The following is a 19,421-nucleotide window of genomic DNA, read 5'->3' as shown; positions in this document are numbered from 1 at the left end:
AAAATACGTTAGGGGTGTGCCGCACGCGCTATGGTGAAAGAGATAACAATGAAAAAAGTAACTACTCGTAGAACCTCTCAGGCAGTAGGTACTGCCATGTGCGCTGTTGCACTGGGAGCTACGCTGCTAGGCCCAGCAGCACTGGCAGCACCTGGTGACAATGCGGGGTACTCCGGTCCGTACTGTGCGCCATTCGAACATGCAGATATGTACTACCAGCTTTTCCCCATCACGTTCACCGCTGCGGCTATTGAGGATGCGAAAGCCCAAACCGAGCATCGTGGGTGGAACAATGAGCAGATACACCAGTACTTGGTGGCCCAGCTGAGTCAGAAACTCACCGAGGATAACTATCCTGTGAATATCCAGTACTACAGCTACATACAATCTGGAGACAGAAACTATGCTGAAGTAGAAGTATCCCACTTTGTCACCGCCGCGCAGGGCAAGGGACTTCTGCAGAAACTGCTCTCATACCCCACCGTTCAAGAAGCTCAGGTGCAGCCTGTCCCACACCCAACCGTTGACGGCCCCTGCCGATTTAGTGATGTGCCCCAAAATCATCCGTTCTACGAAGAAATCACGTGGCTAGAGTACCGAAATATCACCACCGGCTGGGCCGATGGTACCTACCGACCGCTGAATAATATTGAGCGCGGGGCGGTTGCTGCTTTCTTCTACCGGCTGGCGGGTTCGCCGGAGGTTACCTTGCCCGCCGCCTCACCTTTTACCGATGTGAACCCCTCGCACCAGTTTTACCATGAGATTGTGTGGATGCATCAGCAGGGTCTTACTACCGGCTGGGCCGATGGCACCTACCGACCGCAAGACGCGGTTACTCGCGAGGCAATGGCCGCATTCTTCTACCGTTACGCTGGTAAACCTGACTATGTAGTGGTTGGGCCAGTTTTTAAGGACGTGCCTCATGATGGCGCATTCTACCGCGAAATTAACTGGCTACGTTCAAGCGGCATTACTACCGGCTGGGCCGATGGCACCTACCGCCCTAGTGAGCCGATTCACCGTGACGCAATGGCTGCGTTTATCTACCGCTACGCGCATCTTGACACCTAAATCATCCGCATATTACACGTGCAGAGGCGACATTCTTACCGGGGCATACTACAGGGAACCCACTAAGAATGTCGCCTCGTACTCTAAAAGCGCTCACGATGAGCGGGACGCGCTTACAGCGCCTGCTTGACCGTGATGCCCTCGTCCTCCATCTCGGCGATTATTTCGTCGAGCTTATTCTCGTGCACGGGGGCCGTCAGGTCGATCAGCACACGGGTCTCATACCCGGCATCCACCGCATCCTTAGCGGTTGCCAGCACACAGTAGTCGGTGGCGATACCCACAATATCGACATCCTGTATCTCGTGTTCATCCAGCCAGTCTGCCAGCGGGGTTTTCGGGCCTTCGTCATCCAGTGTGGCGCCTGGCTCATGCTCACCGGTCATGACCGATTCCTCGGGGGCCTGTAGCCCCTCGAACCCTGAATATGCAGCCTCATACCGGCCCTTACGGAAATACGCTTCGATGTAGTCGGTATCAAGATTCGGGTGAATCTCGGCTCCTTCGGTATTCGCCACGCAGTGCACCGGCCAGGAATCCACAAAATCCGGGGTGTCAGAGAAATGCGCGCCCGGGTCAATATGCCAGTCCTGGGTGGCCACAACCGCCTCGTACCGGTGGTGGTTATCCTCAACGTATTCGCTAATGAGCGAGGCAACCTTGGCTCCCCGGTCGGTTGCCAACGCCCCACCGGCGCAGAAATCGTTCTGAACATCAACAATAATGAGTGCTTTTGCCATGAGACTATCCTAGAAAATCCTTGGGGCTCAGTGAAAGGGGGGGACAGTTGCTAAAGAACTATATGAACTCGGTGGGGATCACCGGCTCACCCTCCGAGAGACGGCGGGCCGCCTCGGGGAGCTCTGCCAGTGAACGCTGATGCCGTGCGGCGGCGGCACGTACCGCATCCTCGCCCGTAAAACCAGGCAGGTGTTCACCATCCACCACAAAATCCACCATGAGCGGGCGGGTATTCTCGACCTGTGCCGGATCCTCGGTGATGCTCAGTAGCTCTGCACTGGCTATTCCCATGGGGGAGAGCTTACGCGCGGCGCGTTTAGCACCGCCCACCGATGCCTTACCGGCGGAGGCCTTTGCCACGGGCTCCATCTCGCCCGCCGAGTTCTCGCGCGCCACCACCTTATACACCATGGAAGAGGTCGGTGCCCCGGAGCCGGTCACCAGTTTGGTTCCCACCCCGTATGAATCCACGGGGGCCGCCGCTAGGGAGGCGATGGCGTACTCGTCAAGGTCGCTGGTGACCGTAATCTTTGTGTGCTCGTTCCCTAAAGAATCGAGCAGCTCACGCACTCGCTGCGCGGTTGCCACCAGGTCACCGGAATCCAGGCGTACCCCGCCGAGCTCCTCGCCCGCTAGTTCAACGGCGGTGCGTACCGCATTATCCACATCGTAAGTATCGACTAGCAAGGTGGTGCGTGCACCCAGCGAACGCAGCTGAGCTTCGAACGCTTCCCGCTCCGAGTCGTGAAGCAGGGTAAAGGCGTGGGCGCTGGTACCGACGGTTTCAAGCCCGTACCGGCGGCCTGCCTCAAGGTTGGAGGTTGCGGCAAATCCTGCAATAGCGGCGGCGCGGGCAGCAGATACCGCGGCGCGTTCATGGGCTCGTCGCGAACCCATCTCAATGCAGGGGCGGGTTCCGGCGGCGGCGCTCATGCGCGAAGCGGCAGAGGCGACCGCTGAGTCGTAATTTAGGATCGACAGCAGATAGGTTTCAAGGACGCACGCCTGCGCGAACGTTGCCTCAACCTGCAGCACGGGGGAGTGGGGGAAGAATAACTCGCCCTCAGCGTAGCCGCGTACTGTGCCGGTGAACTCAAAATTTTCGAGATATTTCAGGGTTTGGGTGTTCACAATATTGCGGGCCGCCAAGAACGATAGCTCTTCGTCATCGAAACGGAACTTATCGAGTCCTTCAAGAAAACGCCCTGTTCCAGCGAGCACCCCGTAGCGGCGGCCTGCTGGCAGTCGCCGGGTGAACACTTCGAAGGTGCACATGCGGTGAGCCGCCCCTGAGGCGAGCGCGGCCTGCAGCATAGTTAATTCATAATGGTCGGTGAGCAGTGAGGTTGTTGCCATACACCTCATTCTAGAGGGGTGGGCGGCTCAAAACAGCATTGTGAAGGTGTGTTGTCCATGACATACGGTAAAAATGACCATAAGAGTTCGCTGTGAACCGAAACCCATAAAAAATAAGGGAAGCAGGCAGATTATGCGGTACAATCGGCCCATGAGTAGCACGCCCGTCCACACCATCATCACCCCGCCAGTGCTGTCTGCACACACACTCGGTGAAACCGATCTTGATACCCACTTGAGTGACTCACTTGAACTCAATACGCCGTGGCAAGTGATCGTGTGGAACGACCCCGTGAACCTCATGACCTATGTGTCCTATGTTTTCCGTTCACACTTTGGGTTCAGCCGTGCTCGCGCTGAAGAACTTATGCTCCAGGTGCACCATAACGGTAAAGCCATAGTATTTACCGGCAGTCGTGAAGAAGCCGAAAAACATACCCACGCCATGCACGGCTGGGGGCTGCAGGCAACCTTCGAGAAAGTTGATAACTAATGGCGCGCGGCTTCAAAAACACCCCGCGCGGGTACACTGCGTATTTCGAAAAACCCGAGCTGCTTCTCATTCGCGACCTCGCTGAAGACATTGTTGCCCTGCTGCAGCCCGAAACCGGGCAAGACGCCGACCCGCTGGATGCACTTATCGGTATCACCGACAACCCGCAGGTGCCCACCGACCCCGCCGTATCCCGTCTGCTGCCGGTCGGCAGCAGTGACGAAGAAGCAGCCGCAGAATACCGCCGTTACACCGAACGTGACCTGCGTGAACGTAAAATCGCGAACCTTTCGATGCTCGCCTTCGATATCGAATCCGCCGACCTGCTCCTTGACGAAGAACACGCGCGCGCTTGGGCATCGGCCCTCTCCGATATCCGCCTGGTGCTGGCCACCCGCCTCGACATTACCGACGATGCGCGAGCTGAAGAAATCCACCGGTACGTCGACTGGTCGCAGATAGAAACCGAAGACGAATACCTGGCGATGGTGTACAACTTCATTAGTTGGGTGCAGGAATCGCTCATGAGCGCGCTGATGGACGGGCTGCACACCCCCTAACCCGGTGCACCCCGGTCGGTGCTGCTCTGTTATGCAACGCCACAGGTGAACACGGCGCCCGCAGGTAGAAAAACGGGGAAAACACCCCGTAATATCCGTAATATAAAACCGCGCACCCGAGCGGAATACGTTTTAAGGCACCCAAACCGTAGAATGGGTTACGGCGCCTAAAACGGTACAACCACACAAAACCCCAAAACTCGATCTGGCCCTCAAACCGTATGTTTGAAGGCAACAACAAAAGTGCAGGTAAAACCACAGTGAGCGAAAGCCACAATACGACCGAGCAAACCCACGCTCGCACCCCCTGGGGAACTCTCGCCCCCATCACCCCGAGTGCTTCCGCCCCTATCGGCGTCTTCGACTCCGGTGTGGGTGGGCTCACCGTGGCCCGCGCCATTATGGACCAGCTGCCGTATGAACGCATTATCTATGTGGGAGACACCGCCCACGGACCCTACGGGCCCCTCAAAATAGCGCAAGTGCGGGCCAACGCCCTACGCATTATGGACGAGCTCGTGGACTCCGGTGTGAAAATGCTTGTCATTGCCTGCAACACCGCCTCGGCAGCCGTGCTCAGAGACGCCCGTGAACGGTACACCCGTCAGTATCATATCCCCGTGATTGAGGTGATTCAGCCCGCCGCGCGCCGCGCGCTCGCAGCAACCCGCAACCGCACCATCGGGGTAATCGCAACAGAAGCAACCGTCACCTCCCGCGCCTATGAAGACACCTTCGCCATCGCCCCCAACCTGCGCGTGCACTCGGTGGCCTGTCCCCGCTTCGTCGAATTCGTAGAGCGCGGCATCACCTCCGGACCCGAACTGCTGCAAACCGCCCAAGAATACTTACAGCCCCTCAAAGATGCGGGAGTAGACACCCTGGTGCTTGGGTGCACCCACTACCCGCTGCTGACCGGCGTCATCTCGTACATTATGGGTGAAGACGTCACCCTCGTCTCCTCCGCCGATGAAACCGCTAAAGACGTATACCGTGAACTGCTCACCGGCGGGCTCGAAACCCCGGTACTGAACAACCAGTTTGAACACGAATTCCTTGCAACTGGCCAGTCAGAAACCTTCGAACACCTAGCCCGCAGGTTCCTCGGCCCTGAAGTCACCAACGTGCGCCACACCTCCTCTGTCGCTGAACGGTTCCCCACCGGCTCACTCACCGCCCTCACCCCCGACATGATGAGCACCCACACCCGTATTGACCCGCAACTTACCCCCACGAAGGACTAACCCCATGCGCCTGACCGTCATCGGATGCACCGGCTCGTTCCCGGGACCAAACTCCCCGGCGAGCTGCTACCTGCTGACCGCAACCGACCGCCACGGCCGCACCTGGCGGGTACTCATGGACATGGGCAACGGGGCGCTCGGGGTGCTGCAGCGACATATAAACCTCGCCGATATTGATGCGATCCTCATCTCCCACCTGCACCCCGACCACTGCATCGACCTCTCCGGGCTGCACGTGGCCGTCAAATGGGACCCGCGCGGCTGGCCCGCCGGGCGCATCCCCCTCTACGGTCCAGCGGATATTAACGAATACCTCTCAGCCACCCACGGGCTCGACCCCGACCCCGGCATGAGCACCGAATTTGAATACCACACCTGGACCGAAGGGCAGAAAGTGCGCATTGGTCCCTTCACCGTAGAACCGTTCCGGGTGATACACCCTGCCAAAGACCCCTACGCCCTACGCATTGAATGCAACACCGCCACAGAAAATATTCTGTTCGCCTACTCCGGCGACACCGACCTGTGCGACGGACTCATTGAGGCGGCACGCGGCGCCGATCTGTTCCTCTGCGAAGCCGCCTACCAGGAAGGGCGTGACGACGCGCTGCGCGGCATCCACCTGACCGGCAAACGTGCCGGGCAGGCGGCCCAAGCTGCAGGGGTACGCAACCTGCTGTTAACCCACCTGCCCGTCTGGAACGACCCAGATATTGCCCGTGCTGAAGCGAAAAGCGTGTTCACTGGATCCGTGGGGGTAGCCGAAGTCGCGGCAAGTTACCGCATCCACCCCCGGCCAAAACCCACCAACCCGCCCACCAGCACCCTGAACGTCATCGAACGGTTCGACTCGCACACCTCAAATATTGAGCTGCCACCCACCATGGACGACAACTAAACACCCCGCCCCACCGTACAAGACAGCGAAGGAGACACCATGAGTGAAAACACTCGCGAAGACGGCCGCGCCTGCAACGAACTGCGCCCCATCACCATAACCCGCGGCTGGTCACTTAACGCTGAAGGCTCAGCCCTGATCGAATTCGGCAACACCCGGGTGCTGTGCACCGCATCCTTCACTGAAGGCGTGCCCCGCTGGCTCAAGGGCGAAGGCAAAGGGTGGGTGAGCGCCGAGTACGCCATGCTGCCGCGCGCCACCGGAACCCGCTCATCCCGTGAATCCGTCAAAGGTAAAATCGGTGGGCGCACCCACGAAATTTCCCGTCTTATTGGACGCTCCCTCCGCGCCGTTATTGATATGGATGCCCTTGGAGAAAACACCATTGTGCTTGACTGCGACGTACTCCAGGCAGATGGGGGCACCCGCACCGCCTCCATTACCGGGGCATATGTGGCGCTCGCTGACGCCATTGGGTGGGCTAAAAAGAACGGCCTGATCGCATCCGGTGCGAATCCTCTCACCGACTCCGTCTCGGCGATCTCGGTCGGTATTATCGACGGCACCCCCATGCTTGACTTGCCGTACACCGAAGATGTTCGCGCTGAAACCGACATGAATGTGGTGGTCACCGGATCGGGTAAATTTGTTGAGGTTCAGGGCACCGCCGAAGGTGCCCCGTTCGACCGGGACGAACTGAACGCGCTCCTTGACTTGGCGTTGGAAGGCACCGCCGAGCTTGCACAGATTCAGCGTGAAGTGCTTGGTACCGCATAAACTGGCTCACACCATTCGGCAACTAACCAGGGGAGAAGACGCATGGCAAAAATCGTTCTAGCAAGCCATAACCAGGGTAAACTGCGTGAGCTGCGCGAGATCCTGCGCGGGCGGATCGACGGGCTTAACGTAGAGACGGACGTGGTAGACGCCTCGGCTGTGCACGCCCCTGACGTACCTGAAACCGGGGTGAGCTTCGCAGAGAACTCCCTCATAAAGGCCCGCGCTATTGCAGAAGCAACCGGGCTCATCGCCGTAGCCGACGACTCTGGGCTGAGCGTGGACGTGCTGGGCGGGGCACCCGGTATTTTCTCGGCGCGCTGGTCTGGGGTGCACGGGGACGACACCGCGAACCTTAACCTGCTGCTGCACCAATTAAGCGATATTGCCGATGAGCACCGGGCCGCGAAATTCTGCTGCGCCGCTTCCTTGGCCGTGCCGGAAGCTGACGGCGGGTATGAGGCCGTCGAATACGGGGAACTGCCCGGGGTGCTCCTGCACGCCCCGCAGGGTGACGGCGGGTTCGGGTACGACCCGATCCTGCAGCCCACAGAACTTAACGGCGATAACGCCCTCTACGGCGGCGACTATGCCGGGCAATCGTGCGCACAAATACCGGCCGAGATTAAAAACTCCATAAGCCACCGGGCTCGCGCATTTGCCGCGCTCGTACCACACCTTGAAAAAGCCCTTACGCACAAGACCGTCTAGCCTTGTGCACTGCCCACAGCGCGGTAATATGCCACCCGCACCAATAATTAGCGCAATGCTATGGTTTTCATGCGAAACGGGCCGAAAAGGCGCACAATAGGTAGTACAAGCCAACCACTCAACCTTCCTAAGGGCATTGATGATTGTACTGCTCATACTCATGCTTCTGCTGCTTGCGCCCGCCCTGTGGGCCTACATCTACATTTGGCGTGGGCTCAACCGGCGGGTTATAGCCGCCGTAAAAGTTGTTGACCCCATCATCACCCTGGGACCCTACGCGATGGGGGCGTGGGCGGCGCTGAGCGCGTGCGTGGCAGTCAATATATGGTGTGAAGGGACCGCCCGTCTTATTGGTAATATCATCACCCTCACTATCGCGGTGGGTTGTGCCCTGTGGGCCGGGTTCTGGCTTTTAATGCACTGCCTCGGCGGGCAGACCCCCGGCAAACGGCCCACCTGGTGGCGTGAGGCGGTGGCCGCAAAATTCGCTTGGCGCAACCTGGAGTCCATGCCCGCCTACCTGGGGGTGCGCACCAGTATCCTGCCGGTGGCAAACCCGCGCATCGTCAAACCTTACAGCGGCTCGTGGACGCGCCCGATCGGGGCCACCATGGAAGGGTACCTGCCGGATGGCTCCCACACCGAAGGTTTCGACGAGCACGGGCGTAAAATGCCACGCATCTACCCGGTAGGCCCCGAACCGACAGCATTCGAGGTGGCACGCTGGGGAAAATCTGTCAGCTCCGACCTGCTGCTGCACACTTTCCTCCCCACAGCCCCATTTGAGCGGCTGCGCATGGCCGGGACCATCACCGGGCCCTTCACATTCGCCGGTGCCGTACCGCACGGGGCCGTCACCAAATGGCCGCGACGCTCCGGGGCGAACCGGGCATTCGGCAACTATGCGCGGCTCGGCGACATTACGCAGCGGCGCGTCGAACTGCTCGTAGACTACCGGCTAGTTGCCGCGTTACAGACCACCCGCGAAAGCTACGAGAGGCGGCACAGCTGGGTGCTGGCCTTTACTGATATCACCGCGGATGACCTCACCTTCGACACCAGCAACGACGGTAAACTGCAAATAGTGTTCGGGCAGGTCGGGGAAGACTACCCCACCCCCTGGGTGTTTACCGCCACCGTGAATGACACCCCCAGGCTACGCCGAAAAATTATGCGCGCCATGCGTGAACGTAAAATCCTCAAACAAACCAGTGCCGAACTCATGGACTGGCATTTCCGGCCAAAACTTAGCGAATTCCCGCACGGGCCCATCCAGAATGAACTGCCTGAAGAGTTCTACTTTAAATCAAACCGGCTGATTGTGAGCCACCGCGAAACCTCCGCAAAAGGCGAAGGAGAGGCGCACTGACCCCGTGCGGTAGCTTCCGCTGGGTAGAATAAACGGTATGGCTGAATTCACCCGAACCCCCGATGCATCCAGCGAAAAATACCCGCTCGCGGTGCGCACCGCCCTGCTATGCGCCGCTATGGGGGATGCCCTGGGGTACCCACTGGAGCTGCTGAGCGCCAAAGAGATCGCAGCCCGCGGCCCCCTAACGGGTGAGAACGAACTCATCTTCAGCGACGACACGCAGCTAAGCTGCTACACCCTTGATGCGCTCACCGAAGTTCTGGAGTGGAATAATCAAGGCACCCCCGCCGACGAACTGGCGTGCCTGTGGCTGGCGTATCTACGCTGGTACCGGGGGATGGGGTTCACACCCGCAGCGCACGCACCGTTTTCCCTCGACCGCGAAATCGACGCGAGCGCACCCCTGACAGCCCGCGAAGGGCCGGGGCAAGCGACTCTGAGGGCTTTAGAGAGCGGCGAAATGCAGACGGTGGCACAAAATATTAACCCCGATGCGCTTGGGACGGGGGCGCTGGTGCGTTCCTGCGCTTTCGGTTTCCTGCCGGTAGCCCCCGAACGCACCGTAGTGTTACTGGCGGCGCGGGCGGCGGCACTGACCCACGGGCACCCGGAGGCCCTGGCATCAGCGGCGGCCTATGCGTTACTGACCCGTGATGTTCTAGCGGGTGCCTGCGGGTCTGAACAGGGCAAAAAGAACAGCATAGCCGATTCGGTGCGGCGCGTCATCGACTGGTGCGGCAGCATCCCCGCGGAGGAGGCTTTCCCCGCCGATGCGGCGCACACTCGCGAGGCGCTGGTGAAGGCGCTCGCCCTGCAGGAGACTGAACCAACACCCGAAGCAGTCGCAGAGCACTTCGGTACCGACTGGTTATGTTACACAGTGCTGGGTATTGCTGTGTGGAACACTCTGTACTGTTCAGCCCGCATAAGCGCCTCGGGGGAAGGGCTTCAGGCGGGTCTTATGCGGGCGGTTTCGGCAGATTCCGACTCTGACTCGATTGGTGCTATTACCGGCGCCCTGCTGGGTGCACACGTGGGTACACTCGGGGACACGCAGCCGCTACTTGAGACGCTACGCGGGGCCGCGGATGTGCGGGCGGTTGCCGACCGCTATATCGCGCAGCTGGGGCAGAGACCTTAAAACGGACGCATGAGACACACGCGCCTGGTGACCGTGCAAGATGCGTACCTATTGCTGCCGGTGCGATACTGGGAGGCATGAAAATACTGCACACCTCCGACTGGCATTTGGGCCGTACGTTCCACGGCACCTCGCTGCATGATGTGAGTGAGCGGTTCATTGATGAGCTGATCGCCACCGTAGCCGAAGAAAACATCGATGCTGTGCTCATTAGCGGAGACGTGTACGATAACGCCACCCCCTCCACGGAAACCATTCAGCTGCTCAACCGGGCACTCACCGGCCTGGTGGCTGTCGGGGCACAGGTTATTTTCAGCAGCGGCAACCACGACTCACCGCGCCGCCTGGGATTCGGGGCCGAACTGTTCGCCACAGCCGGGGTGCATATTATGACCCGGTGTGAGCAGGCCTGGCAGCACCCGGTGATCCTCAGCAAAGACGGGGTGCGTGTGGGCGTATACGCCATCCCATACCTGAACCCGCGCTATCACGGCCCTGTTCTTGGGGTGGAACCCACGCACGCGGGAGTGCTGGGCGCCGTGACTGAGCGCATCCGTGAAAATATTGCGGAACTCCGTAAGGAGGGCAATTTAGACTACAGTATTGTGCTCGCCCACGCCTTTATAACCCGCGCCCCCGCCGCACGGGAACAAGAGGACACCGGCGGGGAGCAGGCCGCCCTAACGGAGCCAGACCGCTCTGATTCGGAGCGGGATATTAGCATCGGCGGGGTGGAAGCGGCACCCGCCAGCCTTTTTGACGGTATAGACTACACGGCGCTGGGGCACCTGCACGGGCGGCAGCGGGTCAGCGACACCATACGCTACAGCGGCTCACCGCTGGCGTTCTCCTTCTCGGAAGAGAACCATGTTAAGGGTGCCTGGCTGCTCACCCTCACCCGCGACGCCGGTGGGGTCAGCGCCAGCATCGACCCCATCAACTGGGATACCACGCTACACCTAAAAACCCTGCGCGGAACCCTCACCGAGCTTTTGAACAACCCCGCGTTTGAGCCCTATGAGGACGCTTTCTGCCGTATCTACCTGGAGCAGGAGAACCGGCCACTGAACCCTGTTGAGCAGCTTCGCAAACGGTTCCCGCATATTGCGTCCTTCGAATTTCGCAGCACCGTCGAACAGTTACAGCGCAGCCCCTACCACCGCACCCGTGAAAATATTACCCCGCAGGTGATGTGCCGCGAGTTCTACGCCTACGTGCGTGGGGCTCCTTTGAGCGAGCGTGAAGAAGAAATACTCACCGCAATCATCGAAGAAGCCACCGAACCCGGCGGTGACGCCGCAGACAGTAAGGCATCCGTATGCTCATCCACCGACTAGAGTTCCGCGCCTTCATGGCGTACCCCCACCACGAAAAAATCGATTTTGAGCGGCTTAACGACGCCGGTATATTCCTGCTGAACGGTCCCACCGGCGCCGGTAAAACCACGGTGCTGGACGCCATCTGTTACGCGATCTACGGCACTGTCTCGTCTCAACGGGCCGAAAGCGAGCTGCGTTCCATTTTCGCTGGCCGTGATGTGGCGCCTTTTGTGGAACTGGAACTGACGGTGCAGGGGCGGCGGTTACGTATTCACCGCACCCCCGCCTGGATGCGCCCCAAAAAACGCGGCACCGGGCTAACACAGGAGAAAGCCACCCACCATGTGAGCAGGCTGCGCCCCGGGGCAGACCCGCTGGAGGCCGCCAGCTGGGAGGAAGTCGGCAACCGCCACCGTGAAAGCGCGGAGTACGTGCAGACCCTGATTGGGCTCACCCGTGAACAATTTCTGAAGGTTATGCTGCTGCCGCAGGGGGACTTCTCGAAGTTTCTGCGCACCGTGGGGCGAGAACGCCAAGAACTACTCAAGAAACTGTTCCCCATCGAAACGTATGAACGTATTGTGGAGCGCTTGAATGAGCTTGCGCGTCAGGCACACGATGGGGCTCATGACGCCGCCCAGGCGCTGGATACATTACGGGATGAGGGGGTGAACTCTCTAGCACGTTTAAAACAGCAGCTACCGCCGCTTGACGAAGAACCCGCAGCCGCACCCGAGGAAGAAGCAGCCCGGGCGGTAACGGACGGTCATAAGCCGCACGAGCAGGGGCAAGAGCCGCCCGCGATTGACCCGCTGCAGCTTCCCGCCGCAGAGTTTACGGACTGGGTGCGGCACCAGCTGACACTCACCCTGCGGGGTGGGGAGGCGGAAGATACCCGCCGCGCCAGCATTGAACAGCGTATTGCTGCACAGCGTGAGAAACTGCATGAACTAACGGCTCTGAGCCGTGACTGGGCGGAATATGAGAGCCTCACCGCCGATAAGGAACGCCTCGAAGAACAGAAACAGGACCGCCACGCCGATAAAACCACTCTTGAGACAGCCCGCGCCGCCGAACCCGTGCACAGCGCCATCACCCGCGCTGAAGCCGATCAGGCAGCGAACGAGCAGGAGCTCACCGGCGCCGTCGAAAAACACCGTGCGGCACATGACATCGCCGAAACCCAACTGGGGATCCTAAAGCCTGGCCCCGGCGGGAAGGAGCCCTTAGAGGCCCGCGCCTACCGGCTCACCGCAGCAGCGACGCAGCCCCACAACGTGGAATATGAGGAACTAGCCACGCTCATTAGCTCCTGCCTGTCGGAGCTCAAAGGGTACCGTAAAGACGACCAGGCGCTCACCGCGGCCCGCGCTGAACAGCGCAGCGCCGAAGAGACGTACACCACCGCCTGCGCGGCCGTCACTACGCTGACCGAAGAGACGCATCAGGCGGTTACCGCAAAGGAGAAGGCCGGGCAAGATCTTGACGCCTTCGCCGGGGTGGAGGAGGCCCTAGCCCGGGCACAAACCGCCGCCGCTGCTGCGCGGGAAACGCTGGAACAGGCGCAGCGGCACGCCCAGCGCCTTGCCGAGGCGTCAGCGGAGGTGCAGCGCACAGAAACCCTGTACGCAGCCGCCCATGCTGCCGCTAATACGGCACGTCAGCGCGTTACCGAGCTCAGCAGTGCACGCATGAGCCAGGCGGCGCTGAGCTTGGCGAAGAACCTGCAGCAGGGTCAGGAGTGTATGGTGTGCGGTTCGCTCCAGCACCCCAACCCCGCCACCGGTGCCCCCAACGAAACCCTCATCGAACAGGCTGATATTGATGCGGCCTGTGAGGCGTCGGATACGGCGAACGCAGCTGAATCCGCCGCGCACTCGGCACACACTAAGGCGCGCACAGTGCTGGAGCAGCTCACCGAAACCCGCGCCGTAACCCCTCAGGCTGCTGCTACACGCCTGAGCGAGGCGGAGCACGCCCTCACCTCCGCCGAACAGGCGCACACCGCAAAACAAGCTGCGCAGCAAAAACTCAAGGCCTTAGAACAGCAGCTTGAGGTGCTCGCTAAGAAAAATACTGAGGCTGCCCGGATGCAAGCCGCAGCCCGCGCTCAGGCTGAGGCCGCCCAGGAGCGTGTTATGGCGCTGGAAGCATCCCTGGAACCGGTGCGTGCCCGGGCTGATTTCACCCAACGCATTGAGGCCCTCGAACGCTACTTTAGCGCCGTGCGGGCAGCCGAAACTGCTGTCACCCGTGCGGAAGAAGCCGCTAAACGCGCCGCGCAGAGCACCGCTGGGGCACAGGCCGCACTGGAAGATTCCCCCTTTGACACAGTTGAGACTGTGCGCGCTGCCGTGCTGTCGGGTACCGAGCAGAAGGCTATTCAGGAGCGCCTTACCGAGTATGAGCGGCAGCTGACCCGAGTCTCTTCGGCTCTTGAGCGTGAGGCTATGCGCGATATTGCGCGGCGTGCAGCCGCCGGGCAGAGCGCCCCTGAAGCGGCAGAACGTGAGAAAGTGGGTGAGCGTATTAGCGGTTTGGAGAAAACCCGTGATGAGTTGCTGGCTCGCCACACGCTGCGTGAGAGTGGTGAAGAGCATCTTAAGGAGTTCATTGTACGGTTTGAGAAGCAGCATGCCCGCAGCGCCCAGGCTATCGCACGTCATGAGCTGTACGGTTCGTTGGCGGCGGTGGCGAGCGCATCCTCCGCGAATAATACCCGCCGGATCGACTTGGTGAATTATGTGCTTGCGGGCGAGTTTCAGGCGGTGGTGCGGGCCGCTTCGGCGCATTTGAAGCAGATGAGCGGCGGCAGGTTTACCCTGGTGCATAGTGAAGATAAGGAAGCTAAAGAGCGAACCAGCCTGGGGCTGGGGGTGCGTGTTTTTGATACGTGGCAGGGCACCGACCGCCGTACCGCCTCGCTCTCGGGGGGTGAGACGTTCATGGCCTCACTCGCTCTTGCATTGGGGCTGGCCGAGATTGTGCAGGAAAACAATGGCGGGGTTGAGATTGACACTCTGTTTATTGACGAAGGTTTTGGTACTCTTGACGGTGAAACCCTAGAGCAAGTGATGTCCACTATTGATGGTTTACGTGAGAATGGCCGCACTATCGGGCTGATTTCGCATGTTGAAGAGATGAAGAATCGTATCCAGGCGCAGGTTGTGGTGAGTAAAGGGCAGGGCGGCTCAACTTTACGGGTAGACTTCTAGTAGCGGTTTTTCCGCTCTGTCCTACTGCACGGAAGGCATCCTATGCATAATTTTTCTGGCCCGGAACTCGGCAAGAGCGCCGGTGTTCTTCGGTCCTATTCCAGACCGAGTTTTACGGAGCCTGTCGATTTTGTATTAGATGATTATCCGCGTAGTTCAATGATGTGGGGCAGTATCCGTTTTACACTGCGTAAGCAGTGGCGGAATTTTCGCCGTAGTCACCGTGTGGGCAGGGCGCTTCTGTGGCGGCAGCTGCGGTCGGATGGTTTTGCGAGACTCCTGCTTGATGTGCTCATGCACCTGCCCGTTGTGCTGGTCGGTATTTCTCTTTTTATTATTGTCACTAATCATAGTTTTAGCGTTCACCTGAGTGGCTACTCGGTGGGCGCGGCTGTTTTTGCTTTTGCGTGCACTAGCCTCATGACCTCGGTCATGACACGGTTTATTGGTATCCGCTGGCTGCTGGGCATGTATGCGGTGGTTAATATTCCCGCGCTCGTGTACCTGTCACATTTGTCGGGGGGTGGGGGGAGCATCGGCACCACCGAGTATGCGCTCATGTGTTTGGCGGTGGGGGTTACGATACCGCCGTGGTCGGTGCTGAGTCAGCGGCACCGTGCGCATAACACCGAGTTTGCGGGTAATGGGCCGGTGGTGATGGCCTGGTCAAATATGCTGAACCTGTCGATGTACCCTCTGGCTGCGCTTTTAACTCTTCCCGCAATGTACTATGGCGGCGGCCGTGCTGGCCTGTGGGTTACCGCCGCTTTGGATGTGCTTCTAATCGCTGCAGTGCTTTTCACCCCGTCGCTGCTGCCGGGGTCTTGGCCCCGAGCGGCCGTTACCGCCGCACCGACTCCTTCGGCAGCTTCGGCGCTGCTGCAGCACCCTGAGACTCAGCTCCCGCATACCGGGCGGGGTGTGCATGTTAATGTGCTGAAGCTGCTGCTGGTGTTGGGTACGGCGATGCTTGGGGCGTGCCTGGGGTCGGCGGCCACCGGCCTTCTGGGTATGGTGATGTCCTATGATTCGCTGTACCTGTACCCGGTCATGATTGCGGTGGGTACGGGCGTTATAGTGGTGGTGGCTGTGCCTATTCTGCTGGGCGGGTTTAGGATTGTGCCGTGGCAGGGCTGGCTGGTAAGTGGCGTGACACTGGTTTTCGCGGCGATGCTGCTGCCTGCCTCCAGCAGCATTGAGGGCACTACTGGGGCGCTGGTGCTATTTGGTGCGGCGTTGGGGGCGTCGCTGGCGGGGCAGTCGTTGAGTCTGTCGATGCTCATGGGGCATTCGCCCGATTCCCAGGTTAGTTTTATTGCCCGGTCAATGTCTGCGGTGGGTATTACGATGGGCAGCATGTGGGGCGGTTTCTTGGGTGATTCGCCGTACTACCGTAATGCTTTTATGGTGCCGATTATTGCGGCGTGCCTATACCTGGCGCTTGGGCACGTGTTTGGGTATGTGTGGCGTCTTGACTATGAGGAGCATTTGGAGCCGCTGCCTGAAGCTGATTAGTGCCCGCAACCGGCTGGTGTTTACATCAAATGTTTGTTCCCCGCTCACCCGCAATATGCGGTGTGGCGGGGAACAAACTGTGTGAGGGGGCGCTGGCCGGCGGCGCTTTGGTTTTACAGTTTCTTACACTGCCAGCGTTGCTTTAGTGCCCGCGTTTCTTCCAAGCGTCGAGGTCGGGTGCCTCCACGCCGATGCCTGTGGAATCTCCGTGACCGGTGAGAACCGCAGTGGATTCGGGCAGGGTGAGCAGCTTCGACTCGATGGAGTCGATAATAGTGTCGAAGTCGCTGTAGGAACGCCCCGTCGCTCCAGGGCCGCCCTTGAAGAGGGTATCACCCGAAAAGAGTACGCCTTCGCTGTTCTCCCAGCTGAGTTCAGGTGCATAGAAGCAGACCGAGCCGGGGGAGTGCCCGGGTGTGGCGAGCACCTGCAGCTCGGTAGCGCCAACACTGACTTTCTGCCCGTCATGCAGGGGCTCGTCGAAGTCCCAGGAGGGGTACACCATCTCCCAGAGCACCCGATCCTCAGGGTTCAGGTAGACAGGTGCTTTGAAGCGCTCGGCGGCTTCCTTCGCGGAACGAATATGGTCGTCGTGGGCGTGGGTCAGCAGAATCCTCTCAACCGTGCGCCCGGCAACCTTTGTTGCGATTTTATCGACGTCATGCGCGGGGTCAATGATTGTCACATGCTGGTCATCGCCAATAATCCACACATTATTATCGACTTCCCAGGTGCCGCCGTCGAGTGAGAACGTCCCGTGGGTAACAACCCGTTCAATAGCTTCAGTCATTAGGGGTTCCTTTCCCGGTTTTAAAGTTCCACCACGGAACGCAGCACACGACCGGTTTTCATGGTTTCAAAGGCATCATTGACGTCTTCCAGCTTAATACGCTCGGAGACAAAGCCGTCCAGATCGAGGCGACCGAGCAGGTACTGGTCCACGAATTCGGGGAAGTCACGTGAAGGCAGGGTGTCACCATACCAGGCGCTCTTAATAGAGCCGCCGCGCCCGAAAACCTCATCCAGGGGAATATCCCAGGTGGTGCCAGGTTCCGGAACCCCCACAAGTACCACGCGCCCGGCAAGGTCGCGCGCCTCAAAAGCCTGTTTGAAGGTGGGGGCGATACCTACTGCATCTATTACCAGATCCGCACCAAACCCGCCGGTCAGCTCCCGGATAGCCTCGATTGGGTCTACCTTGGCGGAGTTCACGGTGTGTGTTGCACCCTGCTGACGTGCGCGTTCAAGTTTATCGTCATCAATATCAACGGCGATAATGGTCGTTGCCCCGCCCAGCTGCGCCCCGGCAATTGCAGCGGTACCCACACCGCCGCACCCAATAACGGCCACAGATTCTCCGCGCTTGAGCGCACCCGTATTGAGAACGGCACCCAGGCCTGCGGTCACACCGCACCCGAGCAGCCCAATAGCGGCGTACTGTTCGGGGGAAATATCGGCGGTAATTTTGGTGCACTGGCCCGCAGCGACCAGGGTTTTTTCGGCGAAAGAGCCAATACCTAAAGCAGGAGTGAGCTCGGTGCCGTCCTCCAGGGTCATCTTCTGGGTAGCGTTATGGGTCGCAAAGCAGTACTGCGGCTCGCCCTTACGGCATGCACGGCATTCACCGCAGACCGCACGCCAGTTCAGGATGACTAAGTCTCCGGGAGCAATATCGGTGACATCTTCTCCCACTGCCTCTACGACAGCGGCAGATTCATGCCCCAGCAGGTAGGGGAATTCATCGCCTACACCACCGGCAACATAGTGATGATCTGTCTGGCAAACACCGCAGGTAAGAACCTTCACGAGAGCCTCCCCCTGGCCGGGGTCTGGCACATTAATGGTGGTCACGGTGACGGGTTCGTTCTTAGCGAGCGCTACAACTGCTTTAACTTTGTGCATGTTGTTCCTTAGGGGTTGGGCTTCTACCACAACGGCAGATAAAAGAATGTTTATACGTTTATTCTAAGGTCTGTGCCCTTGCCGCAACAGGTAGACTCGCATTCGGCGAACACATCCCCCGCTGTGTGGGGTCTTCCTCAGATCGGGGAGGACTATACCTTGGCGGCTGCTTCCGAGCCTTGGGAGAACGCCAGGGCCGCCCGGCGGAAAACACCGGCAGTGAGGGCGTTCACGTGGTCCCTTCCAGGTAAGAGAAGCAGCTCGTTTCGGGGGTTGTCGGATGCAACCATATCGTAGAGTTCGTGGGCGTCTGCAGCCACGTTGTCTTCGGTACCTACGGCCATGAGAATGGGGCAGCGTGGGCGTTGTCCGCCCCGTATGGCGTCCGGGTCGAAGGGGGCGAAGGAGAGGGCCACAAATCGGTGGAGCGCCTCCTGGCGGATGGGGGAGGAACTAATGATGTTGGTGAACGCCTGCAGCGTTTCGGTGTCATCAATGGTGCCTCCGTCAAAGAGCACCTTTAAGTCCTGAAGATGGTCGCACAGCGGCAGCCCGCCCAGCACGAGGGAAGCTACCAGGTGCGGGTGAGCGACCGCTAAATCCCACCCCAGGTGCGCCCCGAAGGAGAATCCCACCACGTGCACGGGGTGCCGTTGCGAGGTGGTGTTGCCGCTTTCTTGGAGGCCATCCAGCAGACGGGTGAGCGCTTCGACGAGCGCTCCCATCGCATCGGTGGTGTCTGCCCCATCAGGCGCAGGGGCCAGGGTTCCCACCTGCACGGCTGTTTCTGGCGGCAGTTTGGCCGCTACGGAGAACGAGGGGTCTTTGAGCCAGCCCCGGCCGTGGTACGGCAGATCAACGGCGATCACGGTGTACCCTGCACGCAGGTATTGGCGCACCCACCCGGTACCGCCCCAGAGCTGGTCACCGCGGGTGGCGAACCCGTGAATCATGAGCACCAGCGCCTGCTGCGTGGGGTGCTCGGGCGTGTAGACGGTGTATTCAAAGTTGGGGATCGTGTGGGTCATAATCCCTATTTTCGCATTCTTTGGGACAGCCCATGATCACCCCCGTAGTGGCTTCCAGAAACCCGTTACGGGTGC

17 protein-coding genes are annotated in these 19,421 nt (G+C 59.8%); 12 read left to right on the top strand and 5 right to left on the bottom strand.

Features of this window, described 5'->3' with window-relative positions; translation table 11 throughout:
* Window positions 1–207 precede the first annotated feature (207 nt).
* Complete coding sequence (locus I6I94_RS02060; protein ID WP_006888950.1) at window positions 208–1,074, top strand: S-layer homology domain-containing protein; 867 nt, start codon at window positions 208–210, stop codon at window positions 1,072–1,074.
* A 113-nt stretch (window positions 1,075–1,187) separates the two neighbouring features.
* Here I6I94_RS02060 and I6I94_RS02055 read toward each other — a convergent pair whose 3' ends face one another.
* Both I6I94_RS02055 and I6I94_RS02050 read right to left on the bottom strand, forming a co-directional pair.
* On the bottom strand, window positions 1,188–1,814 hold the full coding sequence (locus I6I94_RS02055; RefSeq protein ID WP_094758035.1) for an isochorismatase family protein: 627 nt from the start codon (window positions 1,812–1,814) through the stop codon (window positions 1,188–1,190).
* A gap of 58 nt (window positions 1,815–1,872) precedes the next feature.
* Window positions 1,873–3,171 (bottom strand): nicotinate phosphoribosyltransferase, encoded by a 1,299-nt coding sequence (locus tag I6I94_RS02050; protein WP_037235502.1) that lies wholly within the window; start codon window positions 3,169–3,171, stop codon window positions 1,873–1,875.
* Between the two features lie 151 nt (window positions 3,172–3,322).
* Here I6I94_RS02050 and clpS point away from each other — a divergent pair, with 151 nt between their 5' ends.
* The 11 genes from clpS to I6I94_RS01995 all read left to right on the top strand — a co-directional run bounded on the left by clpS (window position 3,323) and on the right by I6I94_RS01995 (window position 16,416).
* Window positions 3,323–3,664 (top strand): ATP-dependent Clp protease adapter ClpS, encoded by a 342-nt coding sequence (gene clpS, locus I6I94_RS02045; RefSeq protein WP_128087674.1) that lies wholly within the window; start codon window positions 3,323–3,325, stop codon window positions 3,662–3,664.
* Window positions 3,664–4,224, top strand: coding sequence for a DUF2017 domain-containing protein (locus I6I94_RS02040; RefSeq protein WP_006888872.1), 561 nt, complete (start codon window positions 3,664–3,666; stop codon window positions 4,222–4,224). Before clpS ends, I6I94_RS02040 begins: the two co-directional genes overlap by 1 nt.
* Before the next feature lie 221 nt (window positions 4,225–4,445).
* Window positions 4,446–5,468 carry a glutamate racemase gene (gene murI / locus I6I94_RS02035; RefSeq protein ID WP_128087676.1) on the top strand — a complete coding sequence of 341 codons (1,023 nt, stop codon included), beginning with the start codon at window positions 4,446–4,448 and terminating at the stop codon, window positions 5,466–5,468.
* A 4-nt stretch (window positions 5,469–5,472) separates the two neighbouring features.
* Window positions 5,473–6,366, top strand: a complete 894-nt coding sequence (locus I6I94_RS02030) for an MBL fold metallo-hydrolase (protein ID WP_006888911.1) — start codon at window positions 5,473–5,475, stop codon at window positions 6,364–6,366.
* Window positions 6,367–6,405: 39 nt separating this feature from the next.
* Window positions 6,406–7,143, top strand: a complete 738-nt coding sequence (rph, locus tag I6I94_RS02025) for a ribonuclease PH (protein ID WP_006888939.1) — start codon at window positions 6,406–6,408, stop codon at window positions 7,141–7,143.
* A 42-nt stretch (window positions 7,144–7,185) separates the two neighbouring features.
* The gene (locus tag I6I94_RS02020) at window positions 7,186–7,854 is read left to right on the top strand and encodes a non-canonical purine NTP pyrophosphatase (protein WP_094758039.1); all 669 of its coding nucleotides are present in this window, start codon (window positions 7,186–7,188) and stop codon (window positions 7,852–7,854) included.
* A gap of 139 nt (window positions 7,855–7,993) precedes the next feature.
* Window positions 7,994–9,223, top strand: a complete 1,230-nt coding sequence (locus tag I6I94_RS02015; protein WP_201620821.1) for a peptidase E — start codon at window positions 7,994–7,996, stop codon at window positions 9,221–9,223.
* Between the two features lie 37 nt (window positions 9,224–9,260).
* The gene (locus I6I94_RS02010) at window positions 9,261–10,367 is read left to right on the top strand and encodes an ADP-ribosylglycohydrolase family protein (protein WP_128087677.1); all 1,107 of its coding nucleotides are present in this window, start codon (window positions 9,261–9,263) and stop codon (window positions 10,365–10,367) included.
* Window positions 10,368–10,444: 77 nt separating this feature from the next.
* Complete coding sequence (locus I6I94_RS02005; RefSeq protein ID WP_128087678.1) at window positions 10,445–11,704, top strand: exonuclease SbcCD subunit D; 1,260 nt, start codon at window positions 10,445–10,447, stop codon at window positions 11,702–11,704.
* Entirely contained in the window at window positions 11,686–14,901 is a 3,216-nt protein-coding gene (locus I6I94_RS02000) for an AAA family ATPase (RefSeq protein ID WP_128087679.1), read from the top strand. The genes I6I94_RS02005 and I6I94_RS02000 overlap by 19 nt, the downstream gene beginning before the upstream one ends.
* A 42-nt stretch (window positions 14,902–14,943) precedes the next feature.
* Entirely contained in the window at window positions 14,944–16,416 is a 1,473-nt protein-coding gene (locus I6I94_RS01995; protein ID WP_201620820.1) for a hypothetical protein, read from the top strand.
* A gap of 142 nt (window positions 16,417–16,558) precedes the next feature.
* On the opposite strand, the gene I6I94_RS01990 is transcribed toward I6I94_RS01995, so the two are convergent.
* The 3 genes from I6I94_RS01990 to I6I94_RS01980 form a co-directional block, all read right to left on the bottom strand.
* Window positions 16,559–17,206, bottom strand: a complete 648-nt coding sequence (locus I6I94_RS01990) for an MBL fold metallo-hydrolase (RefSeq protein WP_128087682.1) — start codon at window positions 17,204–17,206, stop codon at window positions 16,559–16,561.
* Between the two features lie 20 nt (window positions 17,207–17,226).
* Window positions 17,227–18,318: an S-(hydroxymethyl)mycothiol dehydrogenase gene (locus tag I6I94_RS01985; RefSeq protein ID WP_201620819.1), complete on the bottom strand. Its 1,092-nt coding sequence runs from the start codon at window positions 18,316–18,318 to the stop codon at window positions 17,227–17,229.
* A gap of 152 nt (window positions 18,319–18,470) precedes the next feature.
* A complete protein-coding gene (locus I6I94_RS01980; RefSeq protein WP_128087683.1) occupies window positions 18,471–19,346 on the bottom strand; it encodes an alpha/beta fold hydrolase in 876 nt (291 codons plus the stop codon).
* Window positions 19,347–19,421: the final 75 nt, after the last annotated feature.

Origin of the sequence: Rothia aeria (genome assembly GCF_016726365.1) — a bacterium.
Lineage (GTDB): Bacteria > Actinomycetota > Actinomycetes > Actinomycetales > Micrococcaceae > Rothia > Rothia aeria.
This window is presented reverse-complemented; position numbering and strand designations above follow the sequence as displayed.